The sequence below is a fragment of the Polaromonas sp. genome, from assembly GCF_031411155.1.
Lineage (GTDB): Bacteria > Pseudomonadota > Gammaproteobacteria > Burkholderiales > Burkholderiaceae_C > Polaromonas.
Genome location: NZ_JANOAL010000095.1, coordinates 1 through 15,766 on the forward strand (window position 1 = coordinate 1; position 15,766 = coordinate 15,766).

10 protein-coding genes are annotated in these 15,766 nt (G+C 65.1%); 2 read left to right on the plus strand and 8 right to left on the minus strand.

Annotated elements, in window-relative coordinates:
• The coding region (purL, locus tag RMO23_RS06430) for a phosphoribosylformylglycinamidine synthase (RefSeq protein ID WP_309679637.1) at positions 1-2,118 on the minus strand (2,118 nt) is incomplete at its 3' end.
• 189 nt (positions 2,119-2,307) lie between these two features.
• Here purL and map point away from each other — a divergent pair.
• On the plus strand, positions 2,308-3,150 hold the full coding sequence (map, locus tag RMO23_RS06435; RefSeq protein ID WP_309679639.1) for a type I methionyl aminopeptidase: 843 nt from the start codon (positions 2,308-2,310) through the stop codon (positions 3,148-3,150).
• 35 nt (positions 3,151-3,185) lie between these two features.
• On the plus strand, positions 3,186-5,795 hold the full coding sequence (locus RMO23_RS06440) for a [protein-PII] uridylyltransferase (RefSeq protein ID WP_309679641.1): 2,610 nt from the start codon (positions 3,186-3,188) through the stop codon (positions 5,793-5,795).
• A 13-nt stretch (positions 5,796-5,808) separates the two neighbouring features.
• Here RMO23_RS06440 and RMO23_RS06445 read toward each other — a convergent pair whose 3' ends face one another.
• From RMO23_RS06445 to smc, 7 genes are all read right to left on the minus strand, one after another.
• Positions 5,809-6,492, minus strand: a complete 684-nt coding sequence (locus tag RMO23_RS06445; RefSeq protein ID WP_309679643.1) for a methyltransferase domain-containing protein — start codon at positions 6,490-6,492, stop codon at positions 5,809-5,811.
• A gap of 100 nt (positions 6,493-6,592) precedes the next feature.
• Positions 6,593-7,753 carry a 2OG-Fe(II) oxygenase gene (locus RMO23_RS06450; RefSeq protein WP_309679645.1) on the minus strand — a complete coding sequence of 387 codons (1,161 nt, stop codon included), beginning with the start codon at positions 7,751-7,753 and terminating at the stop codon, positions 6,593-6,595.
• 86 nt (positions 7,754-7,839) lie between these two features.
• A complete protein-coding gene (def, locus tag RMO23_RS06455) occupies positions 7,840-8,376 on the minus strand; it encodes a peptide deformylase (protein ID WP_309679647.1) in 537 nt (178 codons plus the stop codon).
• Positions 8,377-8,418: 42 nt separating this feature from the next.
• Positions 8,419-8,661: a hypothetical protein gene (locus RMO23_RS06460; RefSeq protein ID WP_309679649.1), complete on the minus strand. Its 243-nt coding sequence runs from the start codon at positions 8,659-8,661 to the stop codon at positions 8,419-8,421.
• Positions 8,662-8,765: 104 nt separating this feature from the next.
• Entirely contained in the window at positions 8,766-10,862 is a 2,097-nt protein-coding gene (gene ligA / locus RMO23_RS06465) for an NAD-dependent DNA ligase LigA (protein WP_405041573.1), read from the minus strand.
• Between the two features lie 119 nt (positions 10,863-10,981).
• Positions 10,982-12,079, minus strand: a complete 1,098-nt coding sequence (locus tag RMO23_RS06470; protein WP_309679653.1) for a cell division protein ZipA C-terminal FtsZ-binding domain-containing protein — start codon at positions 12,077-12,079, stop codon at positions 10,982-10,984.
• A 39-nt stretch (positions 12,080-12,118) separates the two neighbouring features.
• Positions 12,119-15,655 (minus strand): chromosome segregation protein SMC, encoded by a 3,537-nt coding sequence (smc, locus tag RMO23_RS06475; protein WP_309679655.1) that lies wholly within the window; start codon positions 15,653-15,655, stop codon positions 12,119-12,121.
• Between the last annotated feature and the right edge of the window lie 111 nt (positions 15,656-15,766).

Genomic DNA, 15,766 nt, shown 5'->3' on the forward strand with positions numbered 1-15,766 from the left:
GGCCAGCGTCACGGCGCAATCGGCCACCGGCACCTGCCACGGGCCGACCATCTGGTCGCGGTGCGTCAGCCCGCCCACGCTGCGGTCGCCAATGGTGATCAAGAAGCGCTTGGACGCCACCGTCGGGTGGCTCAGCACGGCGATGGCGCTCTTTTGCAGGTCAACGCCGGTCAGGTCGATGGGTTTGATGCTGTGCGCCACACTTTTCACGTCGCGGTGCATTTTGGGCGGCTTGCCCAGCAGCACGTTCATGGGCATGTCGACGGGTGCGGCCGCATCGTTGTCGGACAGCACCAGTTGGCGCTCTTGCGTCGCCACACCAATCACGGCAAACGGGCAGCGCTCGCGTTCGCAAAAGGCCTGAAACTGGGCCAGTGACTCGGGCGCAATCGCCATGACATAGCGTTCCTGGCTTTCGTTGCTCCAGATTTCCTTGGGCGACAGGCCGCTTTCTTCGAGCGGCACGGCGCGCAAATCAATACGGGCGCCACGACCGGCGTCGTTGACGAGTTCGGGGAAGGCGTTGGACAGCCCGCCGGCGCCCACGTCGTGAATCGCCAGAATCGGGTTGGCCTGGCCCAGCTGCGCGCACTGGTTGATGACTTCCTGCGCGCGCCGCTCGATCTCGGGGTTGCCGCGTTGCACCGAGTCAAAGTCGAGCTGCGCCGCGTTGGCGCCCGAGGCCATGGAACTGGCCGCGCTGCCGCCCATGCCGATGCGCATGCCGGGGCCGCCGAGCTGGATCAGCAAGGTGCCGGCCGGGAACAGAATCTTTTGGGTCAGCCCGGCATCAATCGTGCCAACGCCGCCGGCAATCATGATGGGCTTGTGATAACCCCAGCGCTGGCCGCCCACGGTCTGCTCGTATTCACGGAAATAGCCGGCCAGGTTGGGCCGGCCAAACTCATTGTTAAAGGCCGCGCCGCCCAGCGGGCCCTCCGTCATGATCTGCAGCGGGCTGGCGATGTGCTCGGGCTTGCCGTAATCGCCATCGAACAATCTGGAAACGGTAAAACCCGTCAGGCCGGCCTTGGGTTTGGAGCCGCGCCCGGTCGCGCCTTCGTCGCGGATCTCGCCGCCCGCGCCGGTGGAGGCGCCCGGGAACGGCGAGATCGCCGTCGGGTGGTTGTGCGTCTCCACCTTCATCAGCACATGGGTCAGCACGTCATTTGTGGCGCGGTACATTTCGCTATTGTTTTGATAGCTGGCTGCGCCCTTTGTATCTGGGCTGGAGCCCGATTTGGCATAAAAACGCTGGATTTTGGCGCCTTCCATGACCGAGGCGTTGTCGGAATAGGCCACCACCGTGTGCTGCGGGTGCAGCTGCTCGGTGTTGCGGATCATGGCGAACAGGCTTTTGTCCTGCGGCACGCCGTCAATCGTGAAGTCGGCATTGAAAATCTTGTGGCGGCAATGCTCGCTGTTGGCCTGCGCAAACATCATCAGCTCGACATCGGTCGGGTTACGCTGCAGCTGCGGGCCTTTCGTATAGGCATTCACCAGGTAGTCGATTTCATCGGCGGCCAGCGCCAGGCCGAATTCGCGGTTGGCGGCCTCCAGCGCCGCCTTGCCACCCTTGAGCACGTCAATGGTTTGCAGCGCGGCGCCCTGAAGTTCGGTGAAGAGGCCAGCCGCCTGCGTCCGGTCAAACATCACGCTTTCCGTCATGCGGTCGTGCAGCAGCGCGGCGATCTGCTCGCGCTGGGCATCGGTCAGCGCGGTTTTGGCAAAAAAGCCGGATTTGAGCGTCAGCCGGTATTCGGTGATGCGCTCGATGCGCTTGAGCCCCAAGCCGCAGTTGTGGGCAATGTCGGTGGCCTTGGAGGCCCAGGGCGACACCGTGCCAAAGCGCGGCGACACGATGAACAGCAGGGCCGGGTCGGCGCCCGCGACCGGCTGGTCGCAGGGTTCGCCATAGCTGAGCAGGGCCGCCAGCCGGGTTTTCAGCGCGTCGGCGGGCGCCGCATCGGTGGCCACCAGGTGCACAAACCGGGCGCTGATGCCGCTGATTCTGGCTTCAATGGCTTGCAGGCGGGGCAGCAATTGCTGAACGCGGAAGTCGCTCAGGGCGTTGATGCCGTGGGCGTCGCCCTCGAAAGTCGTCAGGTGCAGGGTCACGGTCGTGCTGGCCTTGTCGGCCGGGTAAGGGAGGAAGCAGTCTTGGGGTGACGCCCCTGCAAGCGCAAAGCGTTGCCGGGCGCGCGTTAACCCGCAATTTTATCAGCGACTTAACCCCTGACCCGCCCTGCCAGGCCACGAAATACCGGCTGCCCACAGGGGCACGGGTCCGGTGGGATAATCCGCAGCATGAGCATTACTTACAAAGACGCGGCCGGCATTGAAGGCATGCGTGTGGCCTGCAAACTCGCCTCCGAGGTGCTGGATTACCTCACGCCTTTCGTCAAGGCCGGCATCACGACCCTGGAAATCGACAAGCTCGCCAACGACTACATGGTGAACGTGCAAAACACGACCTCGGCCACGCTGGGCTACCAGCCGCCGGGCTACCCGCCCTACCCGGCGTCGCTGTGCACCTCGCTCAACCATGTGGTGTGCCACGGCATTCCCAACGCCAAGCCGCTCAAGCGCGGCGACATCATGAACATCGATGTCACGGTCATCACCAGGGACGGCTGGTTTGGCGACAACAGCCGCATGTACCTGATTGGCGAAACCTCGATTGCCGCCAAGCGGCTGTGCAGCGTGACCTACGAGGCCATGTGGCACGGCATCATGCGCGTCAAGCCTGGCATCCGGCTTGGCGACATCGGCCACGCGATCCAGACCTTTGCCGAAAAACAGGGGTTCAGCGTGGTGCGCGAATTTTGCGGCCATGGCATTGGCCAGCGTTTTCATGAAGAACCGCAGGTGCTGCACTACGGCCGCCCCGGCACGCTCGAAGAGCTCAAGCCCGGCATGACCTTCACCATAGAGCCGATGATCAATGCCGGCAAGCGCGACATCAAGGACGGCCCCGAAAAAGACGGCTGGACCATCGTGACGCGCGACCATTCGTTGTCGGCCCAGTGGGAACACACCATTCTGGTCACCGAAACCGGCTATGAAGTGCTGACACTGTCGGCCGGCAGCCCGCCCATCCCGGCCTTCGTCCCCAAAAATCCGTCGCTCCAGCTCACGGCCAGCGCCTGATCCGGGCGGCTGGCCTTGCCCTGCGCCGCTCGCCCATGAGCACACCCCTGTCGCCCACCGACCTGACCGAGGTGCGCGAGCACTACCGGGCCGGCAAAACCGCCCTGTTGGCCTCGCTGGCGGCCAGCGGCGCCTCCAGCCGGGGCATTCACAGCCTGCTGCAAAAGCTGGCCCGGCATGCCGACGCTACCTTGCAACTGCTGTGGCAACGCGCCGCCTTTCCCGACAGCGCCTGTCTGGTGGCCGTCGGCGGCTTTGGCCGGGGTGCGCTGTTTCCGCATTCCGATGTCGATGTGCTGCTGCTGCTGCCCGACGATGCAGAGGTCGATGCCGACCCGGCGCTCAAGTCCAAGGTGGAGCGCTTTATTGGCAGCTGCTGGGACAGCGGGCTGGAGATCGGCTCCAGCGTGCGCACCGCGGCCGACTGCGTGGAGGAGGCGGCCAAGGATGTGACGGTGCAGACCTCGCTGCTGGAGGCGCGGCTGCTGGCGGGGTCTAAAAAGAATTTTTCCAGCCTGCAAAAGCAGCTCGATGCCCTGCTCGATCCGCAGGCTTTTTTTGTCGCCAAAACACTGGAACTGCGCCAGCGCCACAACAAGTTTGAAAACACGCCCTACGCGCTGGAGCCCAATTGCAAGGAGTCGCCCGGCGGCCTGCGCGACCTGCAGGTCGTGCTCTGGGTGGCGCGCGCCGCCGGCCTGGGCAAGTCGTGGGACGAACTGGCCCGAAACGGCCTGGCTACCGCCTTTGAAGTGCGCCAGATCAAGGCCAACGAAGCCCTGCTGAGCCTGATACGCGCCCGGCTTCACCTGATTGCCGGGCGGCGCGAAGACCGGCTGGTGTTTGATCTGCAGACCGCCGTGGCCGAGTCTTTCGGCTATTCGGCGCAGGCGGAAGACGGCAGCAAGCTGCCGCGCCGGGCCAGTGAAGCCTTGATGAAGCGTTATTACTGGGCGGCCAAGGCGGTGACGCAGCTCAACCAGATTTTGCTGCTCAATATTGAAGAACGGCTGCACCCCAGCACCTACCCGCTGCGTCCTATCAATGAACGGTTTTGCGACAAAGCCGGCATGCTGGAGGTGGCCAGCGACGACCTGTATGTGCGCCAGCCGCACGCGATTTTAGAAACCTTTTTGCTGTACGAGACCACGGTCGGCATCAAGGGCCTGTCGGCGCGCACGCTGCGGGCGCTGTACAACGCGCGCGGCGTGATGGACAGCCAGTTCAGGCGCGACCCGGTCAACCGCAACACCTTTCGCCGCATCATGCAGGAACCCGAAGGCATCACGCACGCCCTGCGGCTGATGAACCAGACCTCGGTGCTGGGACGCTACCTCTGGGTGTTTCGCAAAATCGTCGGTCAGATGCAGCACGATCTGTTCCACGTCTACACGGTGGACCAGCACATCCTGATGGTGCTGCGCAATGCGCGGCGCTTTTTCATGGCCGAGCACTCGCATGAGTACCCGATGTGCTCGCAACTGGCCGCGGGCTGGGACAAGCCGTGGATTCTGTACGTCGCCGCGCTGTTTCATGACATTGCCAAGGGCCGCGGCGGCGACCATTCCGAGCTGGGCTGCAAGGATGTGCGCAGCTTTTGCCGCCAGCACGGCATCACCGGCGAAGACGCGCGGCTGATCGAGTTTCTGGTGGGCGAACACCTGAGCATGAGCCGCATTGCCCAGAAGGAAGACCTGAGCAACCCCGAGGTTATTGCCGCGTTTGCCAGGCGCGTGGGCAACGAGCGCAACCTGACCGCGCTCTACCTGCTGACGGTGGCCGATATTCGCGGCACCAGTCCCAAGGTCTGGAACGCCTGGAAAGGCAAGCTGCTGGAAGACCTGTACCGCTACACCTTGCGCGTGCTGGGCGGCCGCGCCCCCGATGCAGGCGCCGAGGTCGAAGCCCGCAAGCGCGAGGCCCTGACCCTGCTGGCGCTTCACGCCGAGCCATTTGAGGGCCACAAGGCCTTGTGGGACACGCTGGACGTGAGCTACTTCATGCGCCATGAGGCGGCCGATATTGCCTGGCACGCCCGCCAGCTGTCACGCCATGTCGGCAAGGCCAAGGCCATTGTGCGGGCGCGCCGCTCGTCGGCCGGCGAAGGCATGCAGGTATTGGTCTACACCCCCGATGCGCCCGATTTGTTTGCGCGGATTTGCGGCTACTTTGACCAGGCCGGCTTCAGCATCCTGGACGCCAAGATTCACACCGCCCGCAATGGTTACGCGCTGGATACCTTCCAGGTGATCAGCCCCGACCTGGCAGACCATTACCGCGAACTGGCGGCGATGGTGGAAGCCGAGCTCGACCGCACGCTTCAAGCAGCAGGCCCGTTGCCGCCGCCGGGCAAGGGCCGCGTGTCACGCCGCGTCAGGAGCTTTCCGATCGCGCCCCGGGTGGACCTGCGGCCCGATGAAAAAGCCCAGCGCTGGCTGCTCAGCGTGTCGGCCAGCGACCGCGTCGGCCTGCTCTACCTGATTGCGCGGGTGTTGGCACGGCACCGCATCAACCTGCAACTGGCCAAGGTCACCACGCTCGGCGAGCGGGTCGAAGATACCTTTTTGATCGACGGACCGGAGCTGCAGCACAACAAGGCGCAGATCGCGATTGAGACCGAGCTGCTGGAAGCGCTGAATGCCTGAGCGCTTGACTTCCTCAGATAACTGAAGTCTTCAGGTAACGCAGCAGCCGACCCTTGTACCTGTCTCCGCTGCCCGGTAGCGCACCAACCCGGGTTTCGGTGCGCGAATAGCCCATGGCCTGCATCTTGCGGTTAAAGCTGGCGCGGTTACCTCGGTCCGGGTCCACGATCAGCACCTCCGCGTCGGGTTGCGTATGCAGGCCTATGAATTGCGACAGCGCCTCGGGCTGGTCCCGGTCATACAGCACATCGCTGCCAATGATCAGGTCAAACCGCGCCAGCAGCGGGTTGGCACGCGACCAGTTGCCGATCTGGTAGCGCATGGCCGGCAGTTGGTTGAGCAGCAGGTTTTCGCGCAGAAAATCAGCCGCCAGCGGGTGGCAGTCGCTGGCGGTGATGTTGCCGCCCCGGCGGTGCACCACCAGGCTGGCCAGCGCCAGGCCACAGCCAAGTTCCAGGATACGCTTGCCGCCCAGCTCAAAAGTCAGCATGGCATGCGCCAGCACCCGGCCCGATGGCCACAGCAGGCCAAAAATCGGCCAGGCCGACGATGAAATGCCCTCGCGTTCAGCCTCTCCCAGCGGGTCGTAATACTGCTGCCGGTCCAGCAGGGAGCGCAGTTGCAGGTCAGCGCCGCTGCCGCTGACGGTCTGCAGCCGGGTTTGATAGGGTGGGGGGGCGGACGGAGCGGGTGACATGCGGCAAGCTTTCCTGCGCACAACACGCTCAGACATGGCAAAAGTGCCAAAACTGTCTAGGCAGTGTACGCCTGTGGCCCGCTGCGCAATGCGCTGTCGGCTATTGCCCCTGTGGCCCGGCAAGCGGGCTGTCGGCCGGTGCGGCATCCTCATCCTGGCCACCCGCCTGCAAATACTGGCGGTTGCGCAGCATCACCTGCGCCGCCGCCTCGTCGTACAGAAAAGGCAGGTACATATAGCGCCGGCCCTGCGTGACCGGCGTGGCCTCGTGCTGCAGCGAACACGAAAACACCACGGCGCCGCCCGTGGGCGCGCTGAACAGGGCTGGGCCAAACTCGGGAAAGCGCAGCAGGCCGCCCTCGTAGTCGCCAGTGTTCAGAAACAGCGACACCGCAAAGCGCCGGTGCGCCGTGCCCAGGGTGGTGTTGTCGCGGTGTGGCCGAAAATGCCCGCCTTCCTGGGCGTCGTAGCAGGCCACCATGTGCCGCTCCATGTGGGTGGCACTGAACTGGAACGCATTTTGCAGTTGCGGCAGCAGCCGCGCCCGGATGGCGCCCACGCAGGTTTCCTGCAGGGTCTCATCCTGCAGCAGACAGTCGCGCCGCTGCTTGTGGCTGGTGTCGTTGACCAGCACCGTTTTGCCCTGCACATCACGCATAAAGCCCGAGGGTTCACCGCCCTGCTGCGCATAAGTCCGGATCAGCGTGCGGCACAGCTCGGGGCTGAACACCCGCGGCAGCACCAGCACCGGCGCCTGGCTGTTGGCCATGCGCGGTTTGCCCACGGGCGGCAGCGAATGCAGCACCTGCATCAGGCGTTCAACACACTGGCTGGCATCGGTTTGCAAGGGGATCACCGTCAGCACACGCAGGCGCAGATCCATCACGTACACCATCTTGCGCAGCGCGCCGCCGCCTTCGCCGCCCGGCGCGACCAGGCCGAACTGGCGCGCCACCGCGTGATCGAAATCCCAGAATACGCGAATGCCGCTGGCGCCGTCGGCCAGACGGCCCTGCATCTCGTCCTGCGGGTCGCTGGACAGGTTGAACAGCAGGATGTGCTCGGGATCGAACAGCGCCTGCTGCTCCTGTATGGCGTGCAGCAAGGTGCGGCTGTCAGCGTCGGCCGCCGAGCCCAAAAAGCACAGCACCACAAAACGCCCGGCCACCGTGCTGAAACCGTAGCGCGGATTGGACGGCGAGCGGCAGGTGAACCAGGGAGCGGGTTCACCGACGGTTAGCGGTTGGGTGCGGTCTGGCATGGCTGGCAACAGGCTTTTTGGTCAATCAAACCCAATTCTGATGTATCGCCGAGCCGAAGGCCAGTGTCTCGCGTACCGCGACAGGGTCAGTCGTCACCCGCGTCCAGCCCGGGAAACAGCACCTCGGTGTAGCCAAACTGGCTGAAGTCGCGGATGCGCATCGGGTACAGCACCCCCATCAGGTGGTCGCATTCATGCTGCACCACCCGCGCGTGAAAGCCGTCCACCGTGCGGTCTATCGGGTCACCGTAGGGGTCAAAGCCGGTGTAGCGGATATGCGAATAGCGCGGCACCATGCCGCGCAGGCCAGGCACCGACAGGCAGCCTTCCCAGTCGCTCTCCAGCGCCTGGCCGAGCGGTGTGATGACGGGGTTGAGCAATACCGTGCGCGGCACCAGCGGCGCGTCGGGGTAGCGCGGGTTGAGCTCGTCGGTGCCAAAAATCACCAGCTGCAGGTTGACCCCAATTTGCGGCGCCGCCAGCCCTGCCCCGCTGGCGTCGCGCATGGTGTCAAACATGTCGGAAATCAGCAGGTGCAGCTCGTCGCTGTCAAAGTCGGTCACGGCTGGGGCGACGCGCAGGAGCCTCGCATCGCCCATTTTGAGGATTTCACGAATGGTCATGCGCCGATTATGGCGGCGCGGGGTGATTCGCTCCAGCGGGCCTTAATGACCGTGGCGATCGCCGTAACCCGGCCCGTAGCCACGACCATAGCCGCCGTGGCCCCAGTAGCCGCGCCGATAGCCGTAGTAGCCCGGGCTGACAACAACCGGTCCGGGTTGCACGTAAACCGAGGCTGACGGATAGCCGCCATAAGGGTCCGGGCCAATGGGCGCGACGACGCAGCCCGACAACAGCATGGCGGCGCCCGCAGCGCCCAGCAAACCGGTAGTTCGTAGGATGTTCATGAAAAGCTCCTGAGTGTTCAGAGCTATTTAACGTCTGGCGAACGCGCTGGCGTGACGTACGCCGTGCAAACCTGGGTAACGCCATGTAAGCAGACGGCGGGCTGTTAGCCGGAAACCCCGGCCAGCAGCGCCAGCAGGGCCGCCTCGTCAATCACCGTGATGCCCAGCGCCTGCGCCTTGAGTAGCTTGCTGCCGGCCTCGGCACCGGCCACCACATAGTCGGTTTTCTTGCTGACCGACCCGGCGACCTTGCCGCCCGCCGCCTCCACCCGGTCCTTGGCCTCGTCGCGGCTCAGCGTGGGCAGCGTGCCGGTGATGACAAAGGTCTGGCCGGCCAGCGGCGTGGGCGCCACCTCGGCCGGCTCGCCCTCGGGCCAGTTCACGCCGCAGGCACGCAGCTGCTCGACCACCTCGCGGTTGTGCGACTGGTCAAAAAAGGTGCGAAGGCTCTTGGCCACGATGGGGCCAACGTCGCTGACCGCCAGCAACTGCTCTTCACTGGCGTCCATGATGCTGTCCAGCTTGCCAAAATGCCGCGCCAGTTCCTTGGCCGTGGCCTCGCCGACATGGCGTATGCCCAGGCCAAACAGAAAGCGCGGCAAGCTGGTCTGCTTGGATTTTTCCAGCGCGGCCAGCAGCTTGGCGGCGGATTTGTCGGCCATGCGGTCCAGGCCGGCGAGCGCCGTCAAGCCCAGCCGGTACAAATCCGGCAGCGTGCGAATCACGTGGCTGTCCACCAGCTGCTCGACCAGTTTGTCGCCCAGCCCTTCCACCTCGACGGCGCGCCGGTGCGCGAAATGCAAAATCGCCTCCTTGCGCTGCGCGGCGCAAAACAGACCGCCGGTGCAGCGGTAGTCGGCCTCGCCTTCCAGCCGCACCGCGTCCGAGCCGCAGACCGGACACTGGCGCGGCATGGTGAAGATGTCAGCGCCCGCCACGCGTTTGTCAGGCAGCACGCTCACTACCTCGGGAATCACGTCGCCGGCGCGTCGCACGATCACCGTGTCACCGACCCGCACATCCTTGCGCCGCGCCTCGTCCTCGTTGTGCAGCGTGGCGTTGGTCACGGTCACGCCGCCGACAAACACCGGCGCCAGCTTGGCCACCGGCGTGAGTTTGCCGGTGCGCCCGACCTGCACGTCAATCGCCAGCACCGTGGTGAGCTGCTCCTGCGCCGGGTATTTGTGCGCCACCGCCCAGCGCGGCTCCCGCGTCTTGAAGCCCAGCTGGCGTTGCAGCGCCAGGCTGTTGACCTTGTACACCACACCGTCGATGTCATACGGCAGGGCGTCGCGGGCAGCGCCCATGCGCTCGTGGTACGCTATCAATTCAGTAGCACCATGGGCACGTTCCACCTGGGCTGCAACCGGAAAACCCCATGATTTAAGGGTTTGAAGCAGTTCAAAGTGGGTGTCAAACACCGGCCCGCCCTGGCCGGGCGGCGTGATGTCGCCCAGGCCATAGGCAAAAAAGCTCAGGCGGCGCTGGGCCGCAATCTGCGGGTCGAGCTGGCGCACGCCACCGGCGGCCGCATTGCGCGGGTTGACAAAGGTTTTTTCACCCTTGGCGCCCTGGGCTATCTTTTCGCGCTGCTTTTCATTGAGCGCCTCAAAATCGGCACGGCGCATGTAAACCTCGCCGCGCACCTCGATCACCGCCGGCGCGTCTTCGGGCAGCCGCAGCGGAATCTGCCTGATGGTGCGGATGTTCTGCGTCACGTCCTCGCCGACTTCGCCATCACCGCGCGTGGCGGCCTGCACCAGCACCCGGTTTTCGTAGCGCAAGCTCATGGCCAGGCCGTCAAACTTGAGCTCGGCCACGTACTCGACCGGCGGCTCCGCCGGCGACAGGCCCAGCTCCTTGCGCACGCGGGTGTCAAAATTTTGCGCGCCGGTCGCCTCGGTATCGGTTTCGGTGCGAATGCTGAGCATGGGCACCTTGTGGCGCACGCTGGCAAACTGGTCCAGCGGCCGGCCGCCCACGCGCTGGGTCGGCGAGTCGGGCGGCACCGATCCTGGGTGCTTGGCTTCCAGCGCTTCAAGTTCGCGATAGAGTGCGTCATATACCGCGTCAGGAACTGCAGGCCTGTCCAACACGTAATAGCTGTGAGAGTGCGAATGCAACTGCATGCGCAATGCTTCCATTCGCTTTACGTCATGTGTGTCTTGTGCTGCATCGCCAAAGAGGTCGGGCTCATCCATCTCGTTAATTCCAAGCAAGGTTTCTTGGCCAGGCCGCCGTGGAACCGGCTTTGCCGGGCCGCAAGCGGCGCCCCCTGCAGGGGGAAGCGGCCGAAGGCTGCTACGGGGGGGAGCCATATTCAGCTGAAAAGCCGCCGCCCCAGCGCCGAGCCGGCCGACAGGTCGCGCTCGTCCAGCGTGTCGTACAGCTGCTCCAGGTCGGCATGAATCCCTTCCATGGCCTCGGGCCGGATCGGGTTGCCGTTGTCGTCGATGATCACGCCGTCCATGCTCTTGGCCAGCGCAATGGCGGCTTCGCACATGCGGGCAAAAGGCTGCTCGGCGCGCAGCACCTGCGGCACGTCCAGCGACAGCGTGATTTCGCGCAGCGCGGTCTGCTCGGGGTCGTCGGCCATGGCGGCCTGGGTGTCAAAGGCCAGGCCCAGAATCGGCGCATGGCCGCTCTGGCTGGCCGGCAGCACCATGCGGCCCGGAATCGAACCGGCGACAAAACCGATGCGGGCCGCGCTTTGCTGTACGTAGCCGGGGCTCCAGGCGGTGTGCAGGGCGCGCAGGGTAAAGCTGAGCTGGGCGTCATGGCCGCTGGCAAAGTTGTCGAGTTCGCGGGCGCGCGCCACTTCGTCCTGCATTTCCGGAAACTCCGGCTCGCCGCTCACCGCATCGGCAAAGGCCTGCGCTTTCATGACAAATTCAGAGTACTCAATCTGGTTCAGCGCGCCGGTGCGGTTGGCCAGCTGCACCCCGCACTGAAAGGCACTGTAGCGCTGGCCCGGCGACGGCAGCTCCCACTCGCCGCTGGCCACGCTCAGGCCCTCGACGCCAAACGGCTTGCTGCCGGCGCGGCGCGTGGCGGGCATGGCGGCCAGCGCGGCCTCGCCAGAAACGACCGACTCCACCATCACCGGCGCAATCACGTCGATCAGCGCGTCCAGGCCCGGCTTTTTCTCGGGCGTGGTCAGGCGGGTCAGCGCGGCCAGGCTGGGCTCGCTGTCGGGGCCGGTGTCGGCATCAAAACTGGGTTCCTGGCGCTGGTAGGCCTCGCCGCCCTCGCCGGTTTGCGCCACCAGAGGTGCTTTTTCGGTGTCCGTCTCGGCCATGGTTTCGGGCGTGGCCCGCTTGGGCTGGTTTTTGCGTGCCGACCAGGCGCTGTGGGCCACCACGCCCGCCAGCACCAGGCCACCGGCCACCGCAAGACTGATTTGAAAGGTACTACTCATGCTGGGTTGCAGTTAAGAGGGGGTCAGTTAGGGTGGCGCTCAGGCGGTTTCGGCAAAGCCGATGGCCGCTTCCATGTCCACCGCGACGATGCGCGAAACGCCCTGCTCCTGCATGGTCACGCCAATCAGCTGCTCGGCCATTTCCATGGCGATCTTGTTGTGGCTGATGAACAGGAACTGGGTGCTCTTGCTCATGCTGGACACCAATTTTGCATAGCGCTCGGTGTTGGCATCGTCCAGCGGCGCGTCGACCTCGTCCAGCAGGCAGAACGGTGCCGGGTTGAGCTGAAAAATCGCAAACACCAGCGCAATCGCCGTCAGGGCCTTTTCGCCGCCCGACAGCAAATGAATCGTCTGGTTTTTCTTGCCGGGCGGCTGGGCCATCACCTGCACGCCGGCGTCGAGGATTTCCTCGCCGGTCATCACCAGCCGTGCATTGCCGCCGCCAAACAGCTCGGGGAACATCTTGCCAAAGTGTTCATTGACGGTGGCAAAGGTGCTGCCCAGCAGGTCACGCGTTTCGATGTCGATTTTCCGGATCGCGTCTTCCAGCGTCGCCATGGCTTCATTCAGGTCGGCCGACTGCGCATCGAGGAACTGCTTGCGCTCGCGCGCCGTGCTCAGCTCGTCCAGCGCGGCCAGGTTGACGGCGCCCAGCGACTGGATCTCGCGGTTGATGCGGTCAATCTCGCCCTGCAGGCCCGCCAGCCGCACGTTGCCGGTTTGAATCGACTGCTCCACCAGCGCCAGGTCGGCCTGGGCGTCTAACAGCAACTGGGCGTATTGCTCGAAGCCCAGGCGCGCGGCCTGCTCTTTCAGCTGGAACTCGGTGATGCGCTGGCGCAGCGGGTCGAGTTCGCGCTCAAGGGTGAGTCGCCGCTCGTCGCTGGCGCGCAACTTGTTGGTCAGGTCGTCATACTGGCTGCGCCTGGTGCCCAGATCGGCCTCGCGCTCGAGCTTGAGGTTCAGCGCGCCCTGCAGGCCGGCCTGCGCGGCGGCATCGGTCAGGCGCGACAGTTCTTCCCTGGCGCGTTCTTCCTCGGCCGCAATCGAGGCCGCCTGGCTGGCGGCAATGGCTATGGAGCGCGTCAGCTCTTCACGGCGCGAGGCCAGGCTGCGCAGCGCAAACTGCGCCTCCTGCGACTGGCGCTCCAGCGTGCGCTGCTGTTCGCGCGACTCGGCCAGCTTGCGCTCGGTTTCAATCACCCGGTCGTCCAGCTGCGCGTGGCGCTCCTGGCTGTCGGCCAGCTGCATGTCCAGCTCTTCGAAGCGCGCCTCGGCCGTGACCTTGCGTTCCTGCAATTCGTCGAGCTGGGCGCTGATTTCAGCCATGTCGCCCTGAATCTGCTCGGCCCGGGCGCGGGTCTGCTCGGCCAGTTGCGTCAGGCGCAGCACCTCGACCTGCAGCTCGTGGGCCCGGCTCTGGCCTTCGGCGGCTTCACGCCGGGCCGTGGCCAGCCGCTGCGCGGCGTCGGCGTAGGCGGCTTCGGCGCGCACCAGCGCGGCTCTGGCTTCCTCGCTGATCAGCACCTGGGCCCTGAGCTGCTTGTCAAGGTTTTCGATTTCCTGCGCCCGCGCCAGCAAACCGGCCTGCTCGGAATCGGGCGCATAAAAACTCACGCTGTGCTGCGTCACGGCATGGCCGCTCTTGACGTAAACCCCCTCGCCGGCCTGCAACTGCCCGCGCGCGGCCAGCGCGTCGTCCAGGCTTGGCGCGGTGTAGCAGCCATGCAGCCAGTCGTCCAGCAGCGCCGACTGGCCGGCATCGTTCAGGCGCAGCAGGTCGGCCAGCGGCTTGAGGCTGATGGCTGTGTTGGAGCGGCCCGGTGCGGCGCCCTGCGGCGGCGAGTAAAACGACAACTTGGCCGGCGGCGTGCCTTGGCCATCGCTGCCGGCAAAGCCGCGCACCAGGTCCAGGCGGCTGACTTCCAGCGCGCCAAGCCGCTCGCGCAGCGCGGCCTCTAGCGCGTTTTCCCAGCCCTGCTCAATATGGATGCGGCTCCACAGGCCTTGCAGGCTGTCCAGACCGTGTTTGCTCAGCCAGGGCTTGAGCTTGCCGTCGGTCTTGACTTTTTCCTGCAGCGCCTTGAGCGCTTCCATGCGGGCCGACAGCTCCGCGCGTTTGGCCGATTCGGTGTTGACGGCCTGCTGCTTGGCCCGGCGCTCTTCGTCGAGCTGCGGCACGGTCTCGGTCAACTCGTGCAGGCGGGCCTCGGCCACCGCCTGCGCTTCCCTGGCACCGGCAAATTGCGCGTTCAGGTTGACCAGCCGCGCTTCGTCGGGCGCATTGAGCGCGTTGCGATCGGCGCTCAGGCGCTCGTGGCGCAGGGTCAGCGTGCGCGACTGTTCCTCGATATTGCGCTGGTCGGCGGCCAGCACCTGAATCTGCTGCTGCACCTGGCCCACGCTGGCGCGCTGCTCATTGGCCTTGGCCTGCGCCTGGCGCAAGGCTTCTTCAAGTGCCGGCAGCTGGTCGGCCTGCTCTTCGCTTTGGGCGGCCAGCAATTCGGATTTTTCTTCGGCGGCTATGGCCTGCGCAGCCAGGCTTTCGGTTTCGATGGCCGCATCTTCCTTGCGCGTGGCCCATTGGGCGGTTTGTTCCTTGAGCTGGGCCAGGCGCTGCTCGACGCGCAGGCGGCCATCGACCACGAAGCGGATTTCGGCCTCCAGCCGCCCGACTTCGGCGCTGGCCTCATAGAGCTTGCCCTGCGCCTGATTGACCTGGTCGCCGGCCGAATAGTGGGCCTGGCGTATGGTTTCGAGGTCGGCTTCGATGTGGCGCAGGTCGGCGACCCGGCTTTCCAGGTCGTTGACGGCCTTTTCCGCCTCGGCCTTGACCCGGCCCTGGTCGGCTTCGCTCTCGCTGCGCTTTAAAAACCACAGCTGGTGCTGCTTCAGGCTGCCATCGGCCTGCAAGGTGTTGTAGCGCAGGGCGACCTCGGCCTGCTTTTCGAGCCGGTCGAGATTGGCATTGAGTTCGCGCAGGATGTCTTCGACACGGGTCAGGTTTTCGCGCGTGTCCGACAGGCGGTTCGCGGTCTCGCGGCGCCGCTCCTTGTACTTGGAGACACCGGCGGCTTCTTCGAGAAACAGCCGCAGCTCCTCGGGCTTGGACTCGATGATGCGGCTGATGGTGCCCTGGCCGATGATGGCGTAGGCGCGCGGCCCCAGGCCGGTGCCCAGAAACACGTCCTGCACGTCGCGGCGGCGCACCGGCTGGTTGTTGAGGTAGTAGCTCGACGTGCCGTCGCGCGTCAGCACCCGCTTGACGGCGATTTCGGCAAACTGGCCCCACTGGCCGCCGGCGCGGTGGTCGCTGTTGTCAAACACCAGCTCGACGCTGGAGCGGCTGGCCGGCTTGCGCGTGTTGGTGCCGTTGAAGATCACGTCCTGCATCGACTCGCCGCGCAGTTCGGAGGCCTTGCTTTCGCCCAGCACCCAGCGCACCGCGTCCATGATGTTGGATTTGCCGCAACCGTTGGGCCCCACCACGCCGATGAGTTGCCCCGGCAGTACGAAATTGGTCGGCTCCGCGAAGGATTTAAAGCCGGATAACTTGATCGAATTGAGACGCACAGCAGTCCTGCGTTATCTTGAGCCTGTAAGAAGATTCAAGCTAAGTCGTTGATTCTTATAGCGCTTTGACAAGGCGCCCGCACCACGGGGGCGCGGTGCACGGCCTGCAAT